22 protein-coding genes and 1 tRNA gene are annotated in these 21,692 nt (G+C 46.1%); 16 read left to right on the top strand and 7 right to left on the bottom strand.

All coding sequences use genetic code 11. The annotated features are described in order from the left end of the window. Positions 1 to 20 precede the first annotated feature (20 nt). Positions 21 to 1,808: an ABC transporter ATP-binding protein gene (locus tag A8O23_RS14015; RefSeq protein WP_066622312.1), complete on the bottom strand. Its 1,788-nt coding sequence runs from the start codon at positions 1,806 to 1,808 to the stop codon at positions 21 to 23. 149 nt (positions 1,809 to 1,957) lie between these two features. Here A8O23_RS14015 and A8O23_RS14010 point away from each other — a divergent pair, with 149 nt between their 5' ends. The 8 genes from A8O23_RS14010 (at position 1,958) to coaE (ending at position 9,280) form a co-directional block, all read left to right on the top strand. After that, positions 1,958 to 3,058 (top strand): Glu/Leu/Phe/Val dehydrogenase dimerization domain-containing protein, encoded by a 1,101-nt coding sequence (locus tag A8O23_RS14010; RefSeq protein ID WP_066622310.1) that lies wholly within the window; start codon positions 1,958 to 1,960, stop codon positions 3,056 to 3,058. A gap of 1,088 nt (positions 3,059 to 4,146) precedes the next feature. Beyond that, positions 4,147 to 5,319, top strand: a complete 1,173-nt coding sequence (nusB, locus tag A8O23_RS14000; protein WP_066622306.1) for a transcription antitermination factor NusB — start codon at positions 4,147 to 4,149, stop codon at positions 5,317 to 5,319. A 121-nt stretch (positions 5,320 to 5,440) separates the two neighbouring features. After that, a complete protein-coding gene (locus A8O23_RS13995) occupies positions 5,441 to 5,746 on the top strand; it encodes a YtxH domain-containing protein (RefSeq protein ID WP_066622304.1) in 306 nt (101 codons plus the stop codon). Positions 5,747 to 5,757: 11 nt separating this feature from the next. Further along, entirely contained in the window at positions 5,758 to 6,756 is a 999-nt protein-coding gene (locus A8O23_RS13990) for an isocitrate/isopropylmalate dehydrogenase family protein (protein ID WP_066622302.1), read from the top strand. Between the two features lie 28 nt (positions 6,757 to 6,784). Then, on the top strand, positions 6,785 to 7,333 hold the full coding sequence (locus tag A8O23_RS13985) for a DUF1573 domain-containing protein (protein WP_066622614.1): 549 nt from the start codon (positions 6,785 to 6,787) through the stop codon (positions 7,331 to 7,333). A 7-nt stretch (positions 7,334 to 7,340) separates the two neighbouring features. Further along, positions 7,341 to 7,676 carry a preprotein translocase subunit YajC gene (gene yajC / locus A8O23_RS13980; protein ID WP_066622300.1) on the top strand — a complete coding sequence of 112 codons (336 nt, stop codon included), beginning with the start codon at positions 7,341 to 7,343 and terminating at the stop codon, positions 7,674 to 7,676. A gap of 44 nt (positions 7,677 to 7,720) precedes the next feature. After that, complete coding sequence (locus A8O23_RS13975; RefSeq protein ID WP_082883063.1) at positions 7,721 to 8,665, top strand: YbbR-like domain-containing protein; 945 nt, start codon at positions 7,721 to 7,723, stop codon at positions 8,663 to 8,665. 6 nt (positions 8,666 to 8,671) lie between these two features. Then, positions 8,672 to 9,280, top strand: coding sequence for a dephospho-CoA kinase (gene coaE / locus A8O23_RS13970; protein ID WP_066622298.1), 609 nt, complete (start codon positions 8,672 to 8,674; stop codon positions 9,278 to 9,280). 51 nt (positions 9,281 to 9,331) lie between these two features. Here coaE and A8O23_RS13965 read toward each other — a convergent pair whose 3' ends face one another. From A8O23_RS13965 to A8O23_RS13950, 4 genes are all read right to left on the bottom strand, one after another. Further along, entirely contained in the window at positions 9,332 to 9,847 is a 516-nt protein-coding gene (locus A8O23_RS13965; protein ID WP_066622296.1) for a hypothetical protein, read from the bottom strand. A gap of 71 nt (positions 9,848 to 9,918) precedes the next feature. Next, positions 9,919 to 11,085 carry a hypothetical protein gene (locus tag A8O23_RS13960; protein ID WP_066622295.1) on the bottom strand — a complete coding sequence of 389 codons (1,167 nt, stop codon included), beginning with the start codon at positions 11,083 to 11,085 and terminating at the stop codon, positions 9,919 to 9,921. Positions 11,086 to 11,168: 83 nt separating this feature from the next. Beyond that, positions 11,169 to 11,375 (bottom strand): hypothetical protein, encoded by a 207-nt coding sequence (locus A8O23_RS13955; protein ID WP_066622294.1) that lies wholly within the window; start codon positions 11,373 to 11,375, stop codon positions 11,169 to 11,171. 160 nt (positions 11,376 to 11,535) lie between these two features. Next, a tRNA-Val gene (locus A8O23_RS13950) sits at positions 11,536 to 11,610 on the bottom strand. A gap of 236 nt (positions 11,611 to 11,846) precedes the next feature. Between A8O23_RS13950 and A8O23_RS13945 the strand changes: the two genes are divergently transcribed. The 6 genes from A8O23_RS13945 to A8O23_RS13920 all read left to right on the top strand — a co-directional run bounded on the left by A8O23_RS13945 (position 11,847) and on the right by A8O23_RS13920 (position 18,646). Beyond that, positions 11,847 to 14,297, top strand: a complete 2,451-nt coding sequence (locus A8O23_RS13945) for an AsmA family protein (protein ID WP_161486742.1) — start codon at positions 11,847 to 11,849, stop codon at positions 14,295 to 14,297. A gap of 63 nt (positions 14,298 to 14,360) precedes the next feature. Next, positions 14,361 to 15,194, top strand: a complete 834-nt coding sequence (locus A8O23_RS13940) for a hypothetical protein (RefSeq protein ID WP_066622293.1) — start codon at positions 14,361 to 14,363, stop codon at positions 15,192 to 15,194. A gap of 95 nt (positions 15,195 to 15,289) precedes the next feature. Next, complete coding sequence (gene creD, locus A8O23_RS13935; RefSeq protein ID WP_066622291.1) at positions 15,290 to 16,624, top strand: cell envelope integrity protein CreD; 1,335 nt, start codon at positions 15,290 to 15,292, stop codon at positions 16,622 to 16,624. A gap of 144 nt (positions 16,625 to 16,768) precedes the next feature. After that, positions 16,769 to 17,158: a DoxX-like family protein gene (locus A8O23_RS13930; protein WP_066622290.1), complete on the top strand. Its 390-nt coding sequence runs from the start codon at positions 16,769 to 16,771 to the stop codon at positions 17,156 to 17,158. A gap of 1 nt (position 17,159) precedes the next feature. Further along, positions 17,160 to 17,900, top strand: coding sequence for a DUF2071 domain-containing protein (locus tag A8O23_RS13925; RefSeq protein WP_066622288.1), 741 nt, complete (start codon positions 17,160 to 17,162; stop codon positions 17,898 to 17,900). Continuing rightward, on the top strand, positions 17,888 to 18,646 hold the full coding sequence (locus A8O23_RS13920) for a class I SAM-dependent methyltransferase (RefSeq protein WP_066622287.1): 759 nt from the start codon (positions 17,888 to 17,890) through the stop codon (positions 18,644 to 18,646). Before A8O23_RS13925 ends, A8O23_RS13920 begins: the two co-directional genes overlap by 13 nt. Positions 18,647 to 18,731: 85 nt before the next feature. Here the strand turns inward: A8O23_RS13920 and A8O23_RS21615 are convergent, their stop codons facing one another. Beyond that, the gene (locus A8O23_RS21615) at positions 18,732 to 18,962 is read right to left on the bottom strand and encodes a hypothetical protein (RefSeq protein ID WP_161486741.1); all 231 of its coding nucleotides are present in this window, start codon (positions 18,960 to 18,962) and stop codon (positions 18,732 to 18,734) included. A gap of 198 nt (positions 18,963 to 19,160) precedes the next feature. Here A8O23_RS21615 and A8O23_RS13910 point away from each other — a divergent pair, with 198 nt between their 5' ends. Next, entirely contained in the window at positions 19,161 to 19,886 is a 726-nt protein-coding gene (locus A8O23_RS13910) for a tellurite resistance TerB family protein (protein WP_066622283.1), read from the top strand. Between the two features lie 60 nt (positions 19,887 to 19,946). Here A8O23_RS13910 and A8O23_RS13905 read toward each other — a convergent pair whose 3' ends face one another. After that, positions 19,947 to 21,059: a mechanosensitive ion channel family protein gene (locus A8O23_RS13905; protein WP_066622282.1), complete on the bottom strand. Its 1,113-nt coding sequence runs from the start codon at positions 21,057 to 21,059 to the stop codon at positions 19,947 to 19,949. Positions 21,060 to 21,128: 69 nt separating this feature from the next. Between A8O23_RS13905 and A8O23_RS13900 the strand changes: the two genes are divergently transcribed. Next, positions 21,129 to 21,497, top strand: a complete 369-nt coding sequence (locus tag A8O23_RS13900) for a hypothetical protein (RefSeq protein ID WP_066622280.1) — start codon at positions 21,129 to 21,131, stop codon at positions 21,495 to 21,497. Positions 21,498 to 21,692 lie beyond the last annotated feature (195 nt).

The raw sequence follows: 21,692 nt of genomic DNA, 5'->3' as shown, positions 1-21,692 counted from the left end.
TATATCTTCTCAAACCCAGCTTACTCTAGTTCCTCGCCCTGCAGCTGACGTTCGTACAGGGCGCGGTACAGTCCATCGTGATCAGTCATCAGTTCCTCATGCGTGCCGTGCTGTACCAACACCCCATCATCTAACACCAGAATACGGTTGGCTAATTTCACGGAGCTGACGCGGTGAGAGATAATGATAGAGGTGCGATTAGCCATGACGCGGTGCATGCTGTTCAAGATGGCATTCTCAGTTTTGGTGTCAACCGCCGAAAGTGAATCGTCCAGAATCAGGATCTTGGGTTCGCGGGCCAGGGCGCGGGCAATAGAAACACGTTGCTTCTGTCCGCCAGATAAGGTAATGCCCCGCTCGCCCAGCACGGTATCAAACTGCTTGGGGAAATGCATGATGTTTTCGTAGACATCAGCGTCTTTGGCGGCCTGTAGCATTTTTTCCTCGGGCAAATTATCTACCCCAAACCCAATGTTATTCCGGATAGAATCTGAGAACAGAAATACGTCCTGAGGCACGTACCCAATCTGGCTTCGCAGGCTGGAAAGGCTGTAGTGCCGTATATCCTCGCCATCTATTAAAATCTTTCCGCCAGTGGCGTCATACAAGCGGCAGACCAAAGCGGCGATAGTGCTCTTGCCTGAACCGGTGTTGCCAATCACTGCCAGCGTTTCACCGGGGCTTATCTGGAAAGACAGCTTCTTGAGCGCATGAATACCGGTATCTGGGTACACAAAGTCAACCTGATCAAACACAATGGCCCCTTTGATATCTTTCTCCAGATTCTTTTGGGACACAATGTCTGTTTTTGTATGCAGGAATTCATTGATACGGTGCTGAGAGGCGGCCGCGCGTTGTACCAAGCTGGTAGTCCAGCCTAAGGCGGTTACAGGCCAGGTGAGCATGTTCACGTAAATCAGGAATTCAGCAATCACCCCGGGCGTAATGCTGCCGTTGATTACCTCTTTTCCGCCCAGCCACACCGTGATAATGGTGCTCAGGCCTATCAGGAACAGAATAAGCGGGAAGAACAATGAGTTCACGAAGTTCAGCTCCAGTGATTTGTCTTTGTATGTGTCACTGGCTCTGGTGAAATTCTGATGCGAATCCTGTTCCCGCACAAATGACTTTAGGACCCTGATGCCTGAAAAAGCCTCCTGCACAAACGTGGTAATGCCGCTGAGGCTTTTCTGTATCTCATCAGATTTGCGCTCAATAATGTTGTTCACATAGTATATACTGATGGATAAGATAGGCAATGGCAACAGCGTGTACAGCGTCAGTTTCACGTTAACGGTGAGCATGTACGGTATCACCATCAGAAAGAGCACCACCAGGTTCACCCCATACATAATAGCCGGACCTAAATACATGCGCACGCGGCTCACGTCTTCAGATATACGCGACATTAGATCTCCGGTGTTGTTCTTGCGATAAAAGCTGAGCGGCAACGTCTGATAATGCGCGAAGATTTCGTTTTTGAGGTCGTTCTCAATGAGGCGGCTCATGACAATGATGGTCTGCCGCATAAAGAACAGGAAAATACCCCGCAGCAAAGCCATAAGTACAATGACCGCTCCGTAAAATAAGGTGCTCCGGGCGAAGCTTTCATACACCTCCTCTTGCTGGGCAAATCCTTCGTGCAACTGGTACACCGTTATACCCTCGCGTACCAAATCAAAGGCATGCCGTACCACCTGCGCCGGTATAATGGCGAAGATGTTTGACACGGCCACAAACACAATGCCCCAAAAGAACCGGAACTTGTACTTGAGTAAGTATTTATTAAGATATCGGAGCGATTTCACTAATCAAAAAATTATTTTATACGTACTAACAGTTGTTAGTTTTTTTCTTGCTGCGGCCAAAAAAATGGCTTAGTTTTGCGGCAAAAGTACCAATTCTGCGTCCCTTTCTAATATAAAACACGACGTAACGTAAAATTTATCTTTACAACATGGTAGAAGTAAAAGAGTTAGCCACTGAAAAAGAGGCTTCGGTTTTTAGCCAGATCAGCGAGTATGGCCACGAGCAAGTAGTATTCTGCCATGACCATGACACCGGTCTAAAAGCCATCATAGGTGTACATAATACGGTTTTAGGTCCTGCTTTAGGCGGTACCCGCATGTGGACATACGCAAGTGAGGCAGAAGCGCTGCATGATGTGCTTCGTCTTTCCCGCGGCATGACTTTTAAATCGGCTATTTCAGGTTTGAATTTAGGCGGTGGCAAGGCCGTGATTATCGGTGATTCCAAAAAAGACAAGACAGAGGCCATGATGCGCAAGTTCGGGCGGTTCGTGAACAACCTGAACGGCAAGTACATTACTGCCGAAGATATGGGCATGACCACCCAAGACATGGCCTACATTGGCATGGAAACGAAATACGTAGCCGGCTTGCCGGAGAGTCAAGGCGGGAGCGGAGACCCTTCGCCAGTGACTGCCTACGGAACCTATATGGGCATGAAAGCCGCTGCCAAAAAAGCCTGGGGCAATGATAGCTTGGCCGGTAAGCGTATTTCAGTACAAGGAACTGGCCACGTAGGCGGTTACCTGATTGATTATCTGGCCAAAGAGGGAGCAAAGCTGTACATCACTGATATCGATCAGGACCGCCTGGCTCGTATTGCCGCCAGCACCGGTGCCACGGTAGTAGGCCTAGATGAAATCTATGACGTAGACGTAGATATTTATTCGCCTTGCGCCATGGGAGCCACCATTAATGATAATACACTTAGCCGCCTGAAGTGCCAGATCATTGCCGGTTGTGCCAATAATCAGCTGAAAGACGAAAATATACACGGACCTGCATTAGTAGACATGGGCATTGTGTACGCGCCAGACTTTTTAATCAACGCCGGCGGTATCATCAACGTGTATTCAGAAGTGAAAAAACTGAACCGTGAATGGGCCATGCAGCAGACCGAGCAGATCTACAGCACCACCCTGAACATCTTCGCGAAAGCCGAGGCAGATGGTACCCACACCCAGCATGCCGCCACGCAACTGGCCCAAAAGCGAATTGATGACATGGCCAAAGTAAAGCAGACATACTAGTGCTTCAAATAATTTAGAATTAGAAATTAGAAAATTAGTAATGGGCAATGCTCATTGCTCGTTTCCGACAAAAGCCGACCTCAATTTTTGATTCCCTGAAGGAGCATTAGATAAAAATATCCTTAGTAGAGTGAGGAAGTGTTAAGTGTTTTGGAGCCGTTTTTCATAAAACAGCTCCAAAACACTTTTTTTGTGAATGTGCAGAATGAATAAGTGGAAGAGGCGAAGCAGTTGAAACAGGAGCAGGTATTTTTATGCTGTTCATTGCGCTGTCGGCACAGACACTAGCAGGTCTGAAAGACACTGCTAGGTCTCTTGAGTAGGCAGTATTGCGGGGCAACTACATAGAAACCACTCCTTCCAAATAAGTCCTGAGTCCTGAGTCGCGAGTCCTGAGTCAAAAAGTAGCAACTAAAGACTATACCCTCCTTAGCGTTCCCTGCGGGAGCGGGCAACGCAGTGCCAAGGGCACGCAGGCGCTTAGCGGGAGCAAGTAGTGCAGCTACAAGTCAGTAGTAGCCGCTGAAGCTATGAAACAGCGCACATCGGCCAGGTGATAAATTAATTGAAGCCCCTTTTGTCTGAGCGGCAGCGAGTCAGGGGCTTCTTGATTCTTTTGGTTACTTTTCTCATCAAGGAGAAAAGTGACAAACCTCAGCAGGGAGAGAGGCAGGTTGAGATTAAGCAACCGCAGTGGTGGGAGCAAAAGCCGTAGAGGTTGTTGGTGAAAACACGCAACAACGGCGGGGGGTAAAGCGGTGGCAGGAGTAAAAGTGCTAGTAGAAGATGTGTCTTCGTCAGATCCTTCGGCTAGCGCTCAGGATGACCAAGAAATTACCGTTTACTTAAGATCGACTTCGGTAGGTTCGCTAGTTCTTTTCTCCTCTTGCCTTCAGTATGTTCAGGAAAACTGCTCTGGTAGTAAACCCATAATAATTCCCTAACAACAGTTTGCTTCTGGGGTCACAAATCCCGACCTTTGCGGCAGAATTGAGCCAAGGCGCGTATGTAAAGAAAAACACATACTACCCCAGCTCAACATTTATCGATTTTTACACGTTCACCACGTTCTTTCCTTATTATAATTTATGCTCAACCGCAGAATACTACGTATCAAAGCCATGCAAGCCATTTATGCCTACGTACAGGCAGAAGGCGCTAACTATCAGTTGGCTTTGGACCGCATTGCGGAAACCTTCGCTCCGGATTTGATGGCCATTGAAGTGCAAGACCGGAAAAAACTGGAAGGCCAGAAACAGATTGCCTCTCTCTTGTTCAAAGAGTGGTATGAAAGCCGCCAGTTCGACACTGAAGAGAAAGACCGTGAAATCTTAGACGCCGCCCAGGCCGCCGTAAATTTTTACCAAAATTCGCTTAAGAAAGACCTCAAGTTCTTCGGGAACCAAATGCTTACTGCCGTAGAGGAGATCTACGACCGCTATTTGCTGACGTTAATGGTGCTGCAAGAGCTGGTGCACCTGATTGAGAGCGAAGAGCAGAAAGCCGCCACCCGTTTCACGGAGCGTACCGACGTGAACCTGCGTCCGTTACTGCAAAACAAGCCTTTGCAAAAACTGCTGAACAATAAGTTTTTGGAACAACGTGTCATACGCCGGAACCTTAGCTGGGCTGGTGATTTAGATGTAATCCAGAAAATTTACCGCAACAACCTCAAAAAAGACGAGGAGGTGCTGGCATGGCTACAGCTAGAGGAGCCTACGTATGCCCAAGATCATGAGCTGCTGAAACACATCTTCAAAAACGTTATATTTAAAGACGAGAACCTGCAGGGTCTGTTTGAAGAGCGCGACCTGAACTGGGTAGAAAACAAATCAGTGGTGAAAAACCTGGTGAACAAATCCATTAAAATGCTGGAGGAAGACACCGATGAAAACCTGCCGCTGCTGGACCTGTCGCCGAGTTGGGAAGATGACAAAGCCTTTTTTGAGGAGCTTTATTTTGAGACCCTCAAAGACGATGAGAAGTACGAGGCCCTGATTTCTGAGAGCGTGAAAAACTGGGATGTGGAGCGCGTGGCCCAGCTAGACAAGATAATCTTGAAGATGGCCCTGTGTGAAATGCACATTTTCCGCAGTATTCCCGTAAAAGTATCTATCAACGAGTACATTGATATTTCAAAAGTTTACAGCACACCAAAGAGCAAGCAGTTTGTGAATGGTGTCTTAGATAAACTGTCGCAAGACTTGACTAACAGCGGCGATATCCGTAAATCTGGAAGAGGCTTGCTGGATAACAAATAATAAACGGAAGTTTTCGTTTGTACTTACAGTAAGGCATACTATCTTGTTTTGGGCCTGTTTTTAGAAAAGCAGGCCTAAAACAGAATTGCCGCTTCTAAACTATATAACACTACCAAGAACTATGGGCAAAAAAACAAATGCAATCCTTGCCTTTTCTACCGGAATAGCCACTGGTGCTGTTCTAGGGGTATTATTTGCACCTGAAAAAGGCCGCGAAACCCGTGACAAGCTAAGCTTTCAGCTAGAAAAGTACCGTGCCAGATTACTGGATTTAACCAATGATTTAATTGCCGGGCGTGAAGAGCAGGGCTCTGCCGCTAAAACTGAGGGGCAGCGTGTTATTAAAGATGCGCGTGACAAAGCCGAACGTCTTCTAGTGGACGTAGACTCCCTCATCAACCAAATAAACAGTAAAAAAGAAATATAAGCCCCAGTCCTATGACAACCGTTACCCTAATTCCCGGCGACGGGATAGGTCCTGAGATCACGGAAGCCGTTAAGGCGATCTTTGAAGCCGCACAAGTGCCCATTACCTGGGAAGAAGAGAACGCAGGCCAAACTACTTTTGACGCCATGGGCGAGCTGATTCCAGCTTCGCTTATAGCCTCTTTAGAGCGTAACTGCATTGCCTTGAAAGGCCCGATCACTACTCCGGTGGGCAAAGGGTTCAAGAGTGTCAATGTACAGCTTCGGCAGAAATTTGATTTATACTCAAACGTGCGCCCGGCCAAAACCACGGCTGGCGTGAAAACCCGTTTTGAGAACGTAGACCTGGTGCTGTTCCGTGAGAACACAGAAGGCCTTTACGCCGGTCTGGAGCTGTGGGACGAGCGCCTGGGTATAGCAGATTCTATTGCGCGGGTAACCGTTGACGGTTGCTATAAAATTGTACGCGCCGCATTCCAGTATGCCCAGAAGCACAACCGCAAAAAAGTAACGGTAGCCCACAAAGCCAATATTTTAAAACAGGCGGGCCGCTTAATCTTAGAGGCTGCCGCACAGGTGTCAAAAGAATTCCCGGAAGTAGTGTGGGAAGACAAAATCATTGACAACATGTGCATGCAGCTGGTAAGCAAGCCAGAGCAGTTTGACGTAGTGGTGACCACTAACTTGTTCGGCGATATCTTATCTGACCTGTGTGCCGGTTTAGTAGGTGGCTTAGGCGTGGTATCTGGTGCTAACATTGGTGATGATATGGCCATATTTGAAGCCGTGCATGGTTCGGCACCTGATATTGCTGGTCAAGGCTTGGCTAACCCTACTGCGCTGCTACGCTCTGCCCTCATGATGCTGGAGCACATGGGCTTGCATGATAAAGCAAAGCTGATTGAAAATGCTCTGGAGAAAACCTTGCAAGACAAAGACTGCTGCACCCGTGATTTAGGCGGAAAAGCCTCTACCTCAGAATTTGCGCAGCATATCATTTCAAATTTGTAACTTGACCTTTTTAAAAGGGAAACCTAATATGAAAAAGCAATTTGTAATCGGATTACTAGTAGCCGGAGGCCTATGGTCTTCAGGCTGTGAGAAAAAAGAAAGCACTGCTGAAGAGGTAACCGCCACTGAGCAGAATGCTTCTGCCGGTAACGCAGTACCAGCCAATGACCCAGCTACCAACCCAAATGTAACTAGTCAGGAAGCGGTGAATACTAATGCTGCCAAGCCAGCCATGACCTTCAAAAAAACAGAGCATGACTTTGGTACCATTAACCAAGACAAGAGAGTACAGCATACATTTTCTTTTACCAATACCGGCCAGGCTCCGTTAGTAATTCAAGATGCTACTGCTACTTGCGGCTGTACAGTGCCAGAATGGCCTAAAGAGCCGGTAATGCCAGGTGAAACGGGTACCATCAAGGTTGAGTTTGATCCAGCCGGTAAACTAGGACAGCAGTCAAAGCAAATTACTATTCGTGCTAACACTGAGCCTGCAGAAAATTACCTAACCATCAAAACCAACATTGTTGGTTCAGTTCCGCAGGCTGGTGCCGCTGGTCCTGTTCGTTTAAACTAAACCATTCATGCAAACTGTTTTATTACAAGCCGCCGCAGAGGGGGCAGGCGCTTACTCTAACCTAATATTTATTGGGTTGATTATTATTGTGTTCTACTTTTTTATGCTGCGTCCGCAGCAAAAGAAAGCAAAAGAGCAGAAGAAGTTTAGAGATGAACTGAAAAGAGGCATGAATGTAGTGACCATTGGTGGCATGCACGGTCGTTTGCTGAGCATTGATGATGATACCGTGTGGGTAGAGGTAGACAAAGGCTTAAAGCTGAAGTTTGACAAATCTGCCATTGCGGTAGAAGCCACTGCCCGGGTGAATGCTAACACTACTACTGAGACCACTAACGCTTAGATAATCCTTTGCCGTTTAATAAAACAAAGCAGGCTGTCCTTTGGTTGCTGAGACCGTTTTCACCCAAACAGAAGAAGTACTGGAGGGTGGTGCTGCTTTGTTTTTTAACAGCGGGTACTTTTTGGCTGCTTAATGCACTCAATAAGAACTATACCACCGTTGTTTCTTACCCTATCAAGTTTGTTTTTGACCAAGAGCAGTTAGTTCCGGTAAAGCCCTTGCCAGAAGAGGTGACCATTAGCGTAACCGGCAAAGGGTGGAAGCTGCTCCGTAACAATCTAAAATTTCAAGTGCAGCCCGCTGAGCTAACCATACGGGGCTTGCCTTTTGTGAAGCGCTTGCCCGGTTCAGCCCTGCGCCCCGCCATTTCAAATGTGCTGGATGGGTTAAATCTAAACTTTGTGGTAACCGATACCGTCAGTTTTGATTTTGACCACCTCGTTTCCCGAAAGGTACCTCTAGGCATTGACACCACCTTGGTGAAGACTGAGGCAGGGTTTGTCTTCGATGGGCAGGTACAGATACAGCCAGATTCAGTTACTTTTACTGGTCCTGAGCAAATTATCAATCAATTTCCGAATCCCTTTTTGTTGCCTGCGCCTACCAAAATCCTTAGATCCTCTTTTAAGGGTAGTCTTCCTGTGGCGCATGATTACACATCTTTGGTAAAAGCAGACGTAAAAGATGCTGAGGTAACCTTTGGTGTAGTGCAACTGGAAAAGCAAGAGGTGGTAGTGCAGCCTACTTTGCAAAACTTTCCGCCAGGCTACGTGCTGCGCTTAATCAATGGACCTGTAAAAATACAGTACTCCTATCTGCCCAGACAGAAAGGAAGCATTCAATCAGAACAATTTAAAGTAGCCTTAGACTACCAGAAGTTTAACCCCGCAGACTCAACCATTGTACCTACGCTTCTACAGAAACCAGCGCTTACGCGGCAAGTAACGGTACAACCGGCGCGGGTACAGGTTTCCCTGATTCCACAGTAAGACATCATGCTAAAAATTGGCATAACAGGCGGTATAGGGTCAGGTAAAAGTATTGTATGCCGGTGCTTTCAGCTTTTGGGCGTACCGGTATATGACTCCGACTCCAGGGCTAAATGGGTTATGAACCACGACCCAGAGCTAAGGGAAAGCCTTATCCAAACTTTCGGTCCTGATACTTTTGATGGCAATCAGCATTTAAACCGCGCGTATCTGGCGCAAAAGGTGTTCCATAATGCCGAGGAACTGGCTAAACTAAATGGTTTGGTGCATCCGCAGGTGCGGAAAGATTTTTATAAATGGCTTGAAAGGCATACTGCTGCTCCGTACGTGCTCAAAGAGGCAGCGCTTATGTTTGAATCAAATGCCTATAAGCAGGTAGACTATGTGCTAACTGTTTCCGCGCCAATACAGCTACGCTTAACCCGCACCCTCCAGCGTGATACCCACCGAACAACGGCTGACATAGAGGCCATCATGGCCAAGCAGCTCTCGGAAGAAGAGCGTACAAGTCGTGCTCAGTTTGTTCTTTACAACAATGATGAGCAACTGGTGTTGCCCCAGGTAGAGGCGTTACACCAAACCTTTTTAGACCTGATTTCTGAAAAAGTGGCCTAAAACACTTGAGCCTTTTGCCCTTTCCTGTTATTTGGTCATGCATCATTAGCTCTAGCAAGGTGACCAGTAAGTTGCTTCTATTAGATGATCATCTTTGAAACTGAAGATCATGCCGTCATCAGAATTGTTGAAAAACATCAAAATCTCCGTCACGCCATTTTTGCGGTCAGTAAAACTATCTAATTCAGATATTCCAAAGATTTGAACAAAGGCTGTTTTTGTGAGCTTGCTGTTCAGCTTCCAATGGCCGTATTCTAATGAAAGACTGCTGTTGAGGTGGAACTTAATGTTCTCTAATATGTACTTCTCCTCGTCATTACCAATAAAGTTTAAATGCTTATACCATAACTGAAAATATTGGATGCTATCGTGGGAATAGAAGCCGCATTCATAGTTGGGCTGATCTACTTTTAAAGGGCGACCGTAGGTCTTGACAATAGAGCTTTTATCAGCAATCAATGGCAAGCCTTTTAGGCGGAGCAGCTTGGAGTCAATGGTGGTATCTTGGGCAAAAGTATTGCCTGTTGCTATAAAGAAACTGAAGATAAGGCAAAACGCTGCTCTCATAGTATTGATAACAAGCCAAAGACGTAAAAGGTGTTTTTGCCCTGATTTCTGAAAAACAGGCTTAAAACATTCTATTTTATAATAGGGTACCGAGTGAACGGTTTGGTTGGGTCAAAGATTTTGCGGTACGTAACGTGGGTTTTGCTGATGGAGGCACCCAGCATACGGGTCACCAGCATCATTTTAGGGTTAAAGTCACCTATCCAGTTCATCTCCAGATTAGGGGCGCCGTAGTCAATAATAGGCTGGTGCGACCACTTCATAATGAATGATTCCACGCCCTTGCCCTGAAACTCAGGAACCACCCCAAAAATAAGCCCAAACACTTTTTTGTCGCGGCGTTTGCTGTAGCGCCACTTGTGGTACAGAAACTTCAGCTTTGCCACCAGATTGAACTTTCCGTTCAGGTGCTTGAATATTTGGTTTAGCTCAGGTAAAATGATAAAGAAGGCAATGGGCTGCTCTTTGTAGTAGGCAAAATTGATAAGCGTTTCTTCCACCACGGGTTTCATGGTTTTCATGAGCTTTAGCGCTTTCTCGAACGGAATTTCGCTTGCCCCTGAGTGTCCGGCCCAAGCCTTGTTGTACACCTCAATAAAATCCTGCGCCACCTTTTTCAGGTTTTTCATGGAAGCGTGCCTCACCACATAATTTGGGTCTTGCTCCACCACGGCCGCTCTGTCCATGATCTTAGGGTTGAGCGGTAAGAAAGAATTCATCTGGTAAGTGTACTGCTTAAAATACACCTGAAAGCCATAGGCCTCGAATAATTGCTGGTAGTACGGCGGGTGATAGAACATGCCGTAATTAGGTTCAGTAAAGCCGTCTACCAACAAACCCCACCAACGGTCGCGCTCCCCGAAGTTGATGGGACCGTCCATTGCCTCCATGCCTTGCGCCATGAGCCAGTCTTTGCAGGCATCAAAAAGAGTAAAGGCGGCAGTCTGGTCTTCAACGCACTCAAAGAATCCCATGCCGCCCGTTACATATTCAGAGGCGTTTTTGGTTTTATTGTTCACGAAAGCCGCTACCCGGCCAATAGTTTTGCCTTGGCTGTCTTGCAATATCCACCTGATGGCGGAGCCATTTTTAAAATTTGGGTTGAGATTTTGGTCAAAGACCTGTTCAATGTCTTTGTCCAGCGGCCTTATCCAATTGGGGTGCTGCTGGTAAATAGTGGAGGGGAAATCTAAAAATGCCCGAACGGTGGCGGGAGAGGTCACTTCAACAAGGTGCATTTCAGCTGGTAGGTTGGCTCAACGTGTAAAGGTACACAATTGTGCCACTCCTAGCGAGTACAGCCTGGGTTTAGAGGCAGAGGTTAAGCCGCGCGGCGTAAAGCTTCTACTTCTGGGTGGTAAGGGGCTTCGCGGCGCATGGCATCGTCGAAAGAATAGGCTCTGTGGTCATAGGGGCTAATAAAGACTTCTTTCATGACCAACCAGGAAATATCAAACCCCAGAAAGTAGGTAGGGGCGAAGCTCATTTTCCAGCCAGCTTCTCTTAAAATATCTATAAAACGTCTCATGGTAAATTCTCCTTTTGGTAAACGTACTTGGCATACAAAACACAAATGGTACAATCATAGAAACGCAGGAGGGGCAAATGGGTTTAGTACTTTCAGGAGAAAGACACAGTAGGATAAAAACAAAAAAAAGCCTCACCGGGTAGGTGAGGCTTTTAAGGAGTGGGACGTGCTGGATTCGAACCAGCGACCCTCTGCTTGTAAGGCAGATGCTCTGAACCAGCTGAGCTAACATCCCTTTTTTTCGTTCCGAAGACCTGTTGTCCCCGTTTGATGATGCAAATATGGGGGATGTTTTTTTATCTGCCAAATCTCTTTTCTAAAAAAGTTTAAAAAATTTCTCTTAATGCCTTGGCCGTTGGAGGGCTGCCCGATGCGCTGTATATTTATCATCTGAAAATCAGAATGTTTGTGGGGAGAAGAAAAAAGTTAGTCCAATATTTTTTTTTAGCGGCAAGTGGCGTCTTTTTACTGATGACCTTGGCGGTGGGCGTGATTTACCTGTATCAGGATAAAATTATCCAGCTTTTTGTGGCCGAGGGCAACAAGCACATTAAAACCAAAATTGCCGTTGAAAAGATGGAGGTGAGCCTGTGGGAGAAGTTTCCGCAGGTGGCCATTAGTCTGCACAACGTAGAGGTAACTGAAGCGGTGGAAGGCAGCACGGCTCCTTTGGCTAAACTGGAGAGGGTGCACAGCACCTTCAGCCTGTGGGACATTGTAAAAGGAACCTACCGCATACGCGAAATTTATCTTGAAGAAGGGGAGTTGATGGTAAAGGTATTGCCCAACGGGCAGGTGAATTACCTTTTCTTTCAGAACGCAGACACAGTGCAAACTGGAAAGATGCGTTATGATCTGCAGCACATCGGGCTTAAGAAGGTGAAAGTAATTTACCAGGATGCCCCGGGCAAACAACACTATGAATTACAGGCCCACTTGCTCTCTGCGGCGTTGGCTGTGGATGATCCTGTTATTACAATACAGACAGAAGGTACTGCACTGGTACATTCGGTAAGAGTAGCTGGGCACGAGTTTATCCGGCAGAAAGAAATACAGCTAAACAGCCAGCTAGCAATCAACACCGCCACAAAGCAAATTACGTTAGAGCCTTCTGACTTGCAGATAGAAAAAGCGCTGTATCAGTTTGGGGGCCAGATTGCTTATAAAGACAAAACATATATAGATCTGGCGGTGCAGGGGAAAAACACGAATGTTCAGTCTTTGCTGGCGTTAATTCCTCAGAAGTACACAAAGCAACTGGCCCAGTACCAAAGTCAGGGCGATGTCTATTTCAAAGGAAAAGTAAAAGGGGAGGTGTCAGCCAATAAAAGCCCATTCTTTGATGTGGCCTTCGGGTGCAAGCGGGCTTCTTTTTACCACCCTGACTATAAAGAAAAAGTAGAGGGTGTTACTTTAGAGGGGCGGTTCACCAACGGAGCTCAGCGTAACAGCCAGACATCAATGCTGGAGCTACGTAATGTGCGGGGCAACCTGCGTGGAAAGCCTTTCTCCGGGGAGTTTGCTTACCAGAACTTCTCTGACCCATACATTCAAGCGCAACTAAAAGCCGATGTGGACGTGGCCCATGTGCTGGGGGCTTTTCCGGTGGAGGAGATCAGCAAGGGAAGTGGGCAGGCGCAGGTGCAATTCTCGTTTGCTGGTAACCTGAACACGTTCAAAACCAACCCCGGCAGTTCTAAGATCAAAACCAGTGGCGACATTCAGCTTCGCAACGTGAGTTTGCTGTTTCGCCAGCACCCGCAGTATTTGAACGGCCTCACGGGCACTTTTCTGTTCCGTAAGAATGATGTGGCAGTCACCAATTTCAAAGGCAAGGTGGGTGACTCAGATTTTCTGCTGAACGGCTACTTCAAGAACGTGCTGCCCTGGGTTTTTCTGAAAGGTCAGAAGCTGCGTATTGAAGCCGATTTTGAGTCTGCGTTCCTGAACCTGGACCAGTTATTGGCAGCGGCTAATTCTGCAGATGGTGCGGCGCCAAAGAGTAACAAAAAGCCCTCTACTGATTATGCTTTCAATATGCCCGCTAACCTGGAGCTGGACTTGAATGCCGCTGTGCGCCATCTGCAGTTCCGGAGGTTTAAGGCAAAGCAACTGCAGGGGCAGGTGCGGCTACAGAATCAGGTAATCACTACGCCTAACATTGCCTTGCAGGCGGTGGGCGGGAAATTCAGGGTGCGCGGCACCATGGATGCCCGCCATCCGCTCATTAAAATTACCTCCACGGCCAATATTGACCACATAAAGGTTGATAGCCTCATGTATGCGTTCGAAAACTTTGGTCAGGCTTTTATAACGCAGCGGCACCTGAACGGTGAGCTTACCGCCCAAATTGACTCTGACCTGTTCTTTGACCACCAGCTGAACGCGCGCACAGATTTAATGCAGGCCGAGATAAAGACATCAATCCAGAACGGGCAACTGCTGTACTTTGAGCCTCTGCAGAAGCTCAGCGCTTTTGTAGATCGCCGCGAGCTCGCCAACTTGCGCTTCTCTGAACTCAAGAATAACTTCTTCATCCAGAGCCGCACCATTTATATACCTGAAATGGAAATACAGACCAGCGCCAGTCGTTTTTCTTCCATCACCGTTTCGGGTACCCACACCTTTGACCAAGACATGGATTACCGCCTGCGCATTCCGCTGGCTATCACCACCGCAAAGCGCGACAAAGACGAGCGATTTGGCGTGATAGAGACTAGCTCGGCCCCTAACCCCATGCTGTTTCTAACCATAAAAGGGAAAGAGGGCAACTTTAAAGTAGCCTACGACCAAGAAAAGGTCAAAGATAAAATTGCCTCTGACCTGCAACGCGAGAAACAAGAGCTCAAAGATGTGCTCAAGGGCAAGAAGAAGGAAGAGAAATCTGTTAAGCCCGCCACAGAGTTTTTTGAGTTTGAATAACCCGTTTTTGAGCTGTTTTGAAAAATAAGGCCTAAAACAGAAAGACTAACCTTATAAATAACTATGAATCAGGAAGTCTCAGTTGATCAAGCCATCAACCGTGGCCAAAGAATGATCAACTGGCCGGCTGTTGTTATCATGTTTGGAACAATAGGCGGATGCGTTTATTTAGCTGTCCATCAAAAGCTATCCTTCTGGTTTGTTCCTCTAAGTTTTGTGTTAGGCCTTGCTTTAGCTTGGCTGTACTGGAGCTTTATGATTACCAAATGGCGCATCTGGGCTTTTGAAAACGTAAGAAACGTACATGAGTTAAAGAAGAAAGCGATCAAAGAAAAGCTGATTTGGCCCGATGAGAGTGCTTACAGTAAAACGGAAATTAGAACTGCGGCAGATAAAGAGCGGTTGCTGCGGCTGCAAGAAAAATTTGCGCAGGAAGACGTCTTTCACGAGGATTTTTCTATCCTCAACGAAACCATCATTTATTTCTCGAAATGGAAAAGTATAGTGGAAGTACTTTTCATGGTAATAAGTCTGGTGGTGGGAATTTATCTAATCATCGATGAGAATTATTGGGTTGGAGGTGCGCTTGCAGGAATCGGCGTGTACTTTAGCTTTACCGGTATAAAGAAAGCTGGAAACAAAAGTCCTCAGATTACGCTGTCTGAAAAAGGTATAGAAACAGCCTCTTCAGAATTTTACAGTTGGCGCGCCATCAGAAATGAAGATGTAGTGCGGGAGGGATACGGGAAAGACACCAAGTATTATCTGGTGTACGAACATCCGGAGGGTGCTGAGAAAATACCAATTGCAGATTTCGACATCAATCACCGTGAATTGGAAAATCTATTGGTGCAATACAGAGGTCGCTATAAACGGAATATGCATTTTTATAGCTGATTTTGAGAAAACACGCCTAAAACAGAAAATTTAATTTCCTCAGTTTCCTGAGCATTCGTGTTTCCTTCTATCTTTAAGCAATTTAACGGCCGCTCATGAAATCACCCAAGAACAATATTTACTTCAAAATTGGGACTATTGTCACCATTGCGCTTCTGTTGTTGATACCCACCTCCATGATAAAGGGCTTGATTAATGAGCGGGAGTTAACGCAGGTAGAAACCATCAGTGAGGTTAGTTCTAAGTGGGGGGAGCAGCAAACTATTTCGGGGCCGTTTATTACTATACCTTATGTGCGGTATATAAAAGAATTCTCTAAGAAAGACTCGGTAGAGAAAACGGTGCAGATAAAAGAGTACCTGCACATTTTGCCATCTGAACTTGACATTTCGGGCAACATACACCCTGAACTCAGGTACAGGGGGATTTATGAAATTGTGGTGTATAATTCCAAAATCAACTTAACGGGAAAGTTCTCTAGCCTCAACTTCTCAGAAATAGACGTTCCTTTAAATAACATTCAGTTTGATAAAGCCCGTTTGACCTTGGGCATTAGTGATTTGCGAGGCATTGAAGAGCAAATTAACCTGGGCTGGAACAGCAAGCAGTTTTCTTTTAACCCAGGTGTTACTACCAATGATGTAGTAAGCAGCGGCATTAATTCTGAAATATCAGTTTCGCCCAATGATAGCTCTAGTTACACCTTCTCCTTGAGCATTAACCTAAAAGGAAGCCAGCTGTTATATTTTACTCCAGTAGGAAAGGTAACAGACATCAAAATTTCTTCTGCCTGGAAGAACCCTAGTTTTAATGGCGCTTTCCTGCCAGACAGAAGAAGTGTCTCAGACAGTGGGTTTGTGGCCAACTGGAACGTGCTGCACCTGAACCGGAATTACCCGCAGGCATGGATTGGCAGCAAACATTCCATCAGCGAATCTGCCTTCGGCATTGATCTGTTACTGCCCGTAGACAATTACCAGAAAACGTATAGGTCTATTAGGTATGCTATCTTGTTTATTGGCTTCACCTTTTTAGTGTTCTTTTTTATTGAGGTACTGAACAAGGTGTTTATTCACCCTATACAGTACATTTTGGTGGGCATTGCTCTGGTAGTTTTCTACACGCTCTTGCTCTCCATTTCTGAACACCTCACGTTCAACCTAGCCTTTATTCTTTCAGCGGTAGCCACGCTGGCGCTTATTGCAGGGTATGTAAAAGCAATTCTGAAATCTACCAAGCTGACATACCTCATCAGTGGTATTCTGCTGGTTTTGTACTCGTTTATTTTCGTGATCATTCAGTTGCAAGACTTCGCGCTGCTCATTGGCAGCATTGGTATCTTCATTATTCTTGGCTTGGTGATGTACTACTCCAGAAAGATTGACTGGTATAACCTGAATCTGGAGGAGGAGAAGGTGGAGGCGGTATAGGTAGCTGCAGGGGATATTAGCCAAACAGCGAAGTTTTCGGGCGGCTTTTTGTTTTAGGTTTATTTTAACAAAAGCAGCCCGAAAACAGAAAGCCAATATCCTATTGAAGTATTTCTAAACCCAATAGATACATCCGTCTTCAGTATGGCCAACAGAGAAATTTATAGAATACTAACTTATTTTCTGGCGGTAATTTGGTTCGTCAATGGGTTGTTTTGCAAGGTGTTGAATCTGGTGAGCAGGCATGAGCAGATTGTAGCTAGAATCTTAGGCGATGATTTTTCCAGACCTCTTACTGTGTTGATTGGACTTGCGGAAGTGGGAATGACTGTCTGGATTTTGAGTGGCATAAAATCTCGTCTTAATGCGTTAGTCCAAATTGCAGTAGTGGCCACCATGAATATTTTGGAAGTTGTACTCGTGCCTGACCTGCTGCTGTGGGGAAGGCTAAATGCTTTCTTTGCCCTTTTATTTATTCTGGTGGTATATTATAAGGAGTTCGAGCTAAATAAAGAGTTGACCCAGCAAGCGTAGCATGTTATCTTTTCTTAAAAATCATCCGTTTGCAGTAGAGGCTTATTTTGAAAGTTCGCTTGTGCTCACGTTTGCTCTGCCCAAAGAACAATTGCAGCCGCTTATTCCAGAATCTTTGCAGTTAGACACCTACAAAGACCAGTTTGCCTTTTTGGCCGTGGCCATGGTGCAAACAGAGGGACTCAGACCCAGAGGCTTCCCGAAGTTCATGGGCAATAGCTTCTTCTTGATTGGTTATAGGGTGTTTGTGCGGTACAGGAATAATAAAGGAAAGAACCTGCGGGGCTTGTACATCCTGAAATCTGAGACAGACAAAAAGAAAATGGAGTGGATGGGCAATCTCTTTACCCATTATAATTACACCACTACAGACATACATCATACTGAGCAAAACGGAAGAAGTGAGATAAGCTCAAATCAGTCTGATTTCAAGGTGGTGCTTGACACTACCTCAAATGAGGTTCCTTTACCATTCAATTCACCTTTTACAGATTGGAAAGAAGCCAGACGATTTGCCGGGCCTCTGCCTTTTACTTTTAGTTATAACCCAGCCACAAAAGAAGTCTTGATCATTGAAGGGGTTCGGGAAAATTGGGTTCCCACTCAGGTCAAAGTGAATGATTACCGGTTTTCTTTCCTTTCTTCTTTGGGGTTAAAAGATGCTTTTTTGGCAAATGCTTTTATTATCAGGAACATACCCTACTACTGGAAGAAGGGCAGAAAAGAAGTGTGGAAGAAATAAGAAAACCATTTCAGGGGGTAAAGAACATTATTCGTTTCAATTGGCATTTCTATGCCATGGCAATTGGGCTGGTGTTGTTTTTGGCCTTTGTAGCCATTATTGTACAAGACCCGCTACGTGTATTGTTAATTATCTCTGCTGCCGTGGTGTTAGCCTCCACTATAATATCTTTACTGGTGTCTCTCTACATCTATGACCTGTCGGGGCTGTATAAGTTTAAGTGGATAGACTCACTGCCTACCGACCAGCTTATTTTAAACATACATGCCGGATTTGATGAGACTAGTGCTTTGTTGCAAAGCAGATTTAAAAGTGCTGAACTTGTTGCAATGGATTTCTATGATTCAGACAAACATACTGAAGTATCTATCAAACGAGCCAGAGCAGCGTATCCGCCTTACCCCAATACCAAACATGCAAAAACGAACGCATTGAACTTGCCAAACGAATCTGTTGACAAAATTTTTGTTTTATTAGCAGCGCATGAAATAAGAGATGAAGCCGAGAGGGTGTTGTTTTTTAAAGAACTCGCACGGATCTTGAAGCCTGCTGGGCTAATATATGTAACTGAACATTTGCGGGACATACCTAATTTTCTGGCATTCAACCTCGGCTTTTTCCACTTTTATTCCAAAAGTGCCTGGCTCAGAACATTCCGACAGGCGAATATTTGTTTGCAGCAGGAAATAAAGCTCACGCCTTTCCTGTCTACGTTTACTCTTCACAAAAATGGAACTGCACCTTAAACTAATCGGGCTCCTCCTGATTATGCTAGCTTTCATACATGCTTTTTTCCCAAGGTACTTCAATTGGGAGGTAGAGCTTAAACCGTTAAGCCTGATTAACCGGCAGATGATGGCTGTACATACCTTCTTCATTGCCGTCACCGTTTTTTTGATGGGTGTACTTTGCCTGACCTCCGCCCAAGAACTTGTTTCTACCAGCCTTGGTAAAAAGATTTCTCTTGGGCTTGGCGTGTTTTGGGGAATCAGGCTTTTCATCCAAATTTTCGTCTACTCCGCACACCTTTGGAAAGGCAAGCGGTTTGAAACGACAGTTCATGTTTTATTCATTGCTCTCTGGTCATATATAAGCCTCGTCTTTTTGGCAACTTATTTTAGTTGATAATGATTGATTCTTCTAGCCGAGTTGCCTAATCTAAATTAGGTGTTTCCGGGCCCTTTTCTCAAAATCACCTCCAAAACACCAACTCGTTTTTAAAGCCCTCGTTATTCTTATTCTGTACAAAAGAATGAAACCATGGCTGAAGAAACCACTTTACTGAAAGACTATACAAACGAAGAAAAAGGCGCTTATTTGGGTGCCCTGGCTACCATTGCTTCTGCCGATGGACATGTGTCTGACGAGGAACTACAGTTTTTGCAGCTAATGGCTGAGGCCTCTGAGCTTCCGGAGAACGTGCACCATGAAATAGTTTCTATTGCCAGAAACCCGTCACAGATAAGCTTGCAGCGTTGCTTGGATGTGCTAAAAGGCAGCAACCTCCGCTTCTCCTTTATCACCGACATCATCAGTTTTGCCAAGGCAGACGGGGAGTACTCGCCTGAAGAGCAGAAAAGTATTGCCGAAATGGGGCAGTACCTGGGCATTGACCAGAAGCAGTTCAGTATCTTAGATCAGTTTGTAGACAAAGCCAACGAAGCCCAAAAGCAGGGCGAAGACCCTACTTCCAAATCTTTCATGGATAAAAGCGGTTTCGGGAGCATGTTTCAGAATGCAGGTATTTCACCAGGCATGGTCACTGGTATGTTAGGCGTACTGGCTCCAATAGTTATTGGCGGCATGATGAGCCGACGCAGAGGCTACGGCTACGGTGGCGGCCGAATGGGTGGCCTAGGCTCTATGGCCTCTATTTTGGGAGGCCTAGGCGGGCGCAGCCGCTACGGCAGCATGCGCTCCGGTGGTTTGGGCGGTTTGCTGGGTGGCATCTTGGGTGGCGGCCGCAGAGGCGGCTCAATGTGGTAAAAGAAAGTTCTGTTTTCGGGCTGCTTTTCGGTAAACAGCCCGAAAACAGGAATATCTTTACTACTGCTGCTGTGGCAAATAATAAGCGGCCGGCGGGTGGGCAAAGGTAGCTCCGTGCCGGGCTATAATAGCTTCAATCTCGAAGTTGATTTCCTCCCTTATTTTCATGTACTCCTCCCACTCAATGGTGTTGATGAAGTAAAAAATTCGGATATCTTTAGAATGGGGGCCTAAGCGGTAAAAACGTACCTGACCATCTTCGTTGGTGCGGGGGTGCTGGTCTATGTACGCTTGAATTTCCTGACAAATCAGGCGCATTTGCTCCGGCGTGGTGCTGTAGGTGAGCATAACCTCAAAGGTGACCCTTCTGAACGTGCGAAGCGTTAAGTTGTCCAGGGGCTTGTCAATCATGTGCTTGTTGGGCAGCGTCACGTAGCTTTTCTCAATGGTACGTATGCGCGTGCTCCTGAAACCAATTTTCTCTACTGTACCCGTAATATCGCCCACCTGCACCAGGTCACCCACTACAAAGGGGTGGTCCAGGAAAATGGTGAACGAAGCCAGCAGGTTCTCCAGGCTTTCTTTGGCGGCGAATGCTATGGCCAAACCACCCACTCCCAGACCGGCTACTAAACCTGCCACATTCACGTCAAACACGGTGCCTAGTATAATGAAGAACCCAATGATGACCACAATCACCTTAGAGAAATCAACAAAGAAAGGTACCAGCTGGTCGTCTAGCTTCGAGTGGGTTTTGGCGGCACGCTTAGAGAAAATAAGCCCGAAGAAATCGAGTAGGCGCATGACTACCCACGTAAGCGAGGCAATGAGGAAGATTGAATAAATGCGCTGCAAAATGCGCTTGAGGCCTATTTCGTCTTGGGCGGGTAAGCCTAGCTCGGGCGGATAAGTCAGTTGGTCGAAGGCGATGTACAGGAATACCAAAAACGTGAGGTTGCCCAGCGGGGTGACCAGCAGGCGCTTGAACTCGTCTTTAGAAACATCGGTGTTGAACCGCTTGACCACCACCCCAAACAAAATTTCTGAGAGCAGCCGTGACAGCACTGTTTTAAACAGGTAGCCCACCAGCATTATGCCCATGAAAATGAGGATCTGCTGTACTGTGTTGCCTAAGAATACTAACTCTAAAATGTCTGATACTTGCTTTTGCATAGTAAATTTATAGGCCTTGCAACCATTGGCCTCACAATGGGGTCATAAAGGTAAAAAAGGAAACTATCTATGAAACTAAAAATCTTCTCTCAGATTTTTGCGCTGGGGCTACTGCTTCAGCTGGTAGCATGCCAAATTCCTGAAGCCGACATGCTGGAAGGTGAAAAGCAGCTCTCAAGCGAAGGCGTGTGGTTAGCCTATCATGAAACCCAATGTGCTGACCCTTGGGGCTACTGTAATAAAAATCCTGATAAATTGGTGTGTGTGAAAGAGCACTTAGCCAATATAGATGTTACCGTGTTTGAAGCGACTGTTACTGGTACCACCGGCGGGCCAGTTTGTATGGCATGCCAATGCGGCACCGGCCGCTCGTTTAAGGTGAGGGTAAAATCCGAAGATGTAGACAAAGTGCTGGCAATTGGGTTTAAGAAGATATAAGAAAGAAGAATAAAGCAAGCTTACTCTATTCTGTCATCCTAGGGTCTTTTGGACGTACTATTTATGCCTTTAGATAGCGAATGCAGCTTGCCCACAAGGTCCTTTCAGGATGAAAAAGTTCAGCTATACAGATGAGGGCAGGCGGTTATACGCGCCCTATCTGTATAGCTGAAAAGTATCCAACACCTACAAACC

It is taken from the genome of Rufibacter roseus (assembly GCF_001647285.1).
Taxonomy (GTDB): domain Bacteria; phylum Bacteroidota; class Bacteroidia; order Cytophagales; family Hymenobacteraceae; genus Nibribacter; species Nibribacter roseus.
Note: the sequence above shows the minus strand (reverse complement) of the source record. Positions and strands in the feature narration are given on the sequence as shown.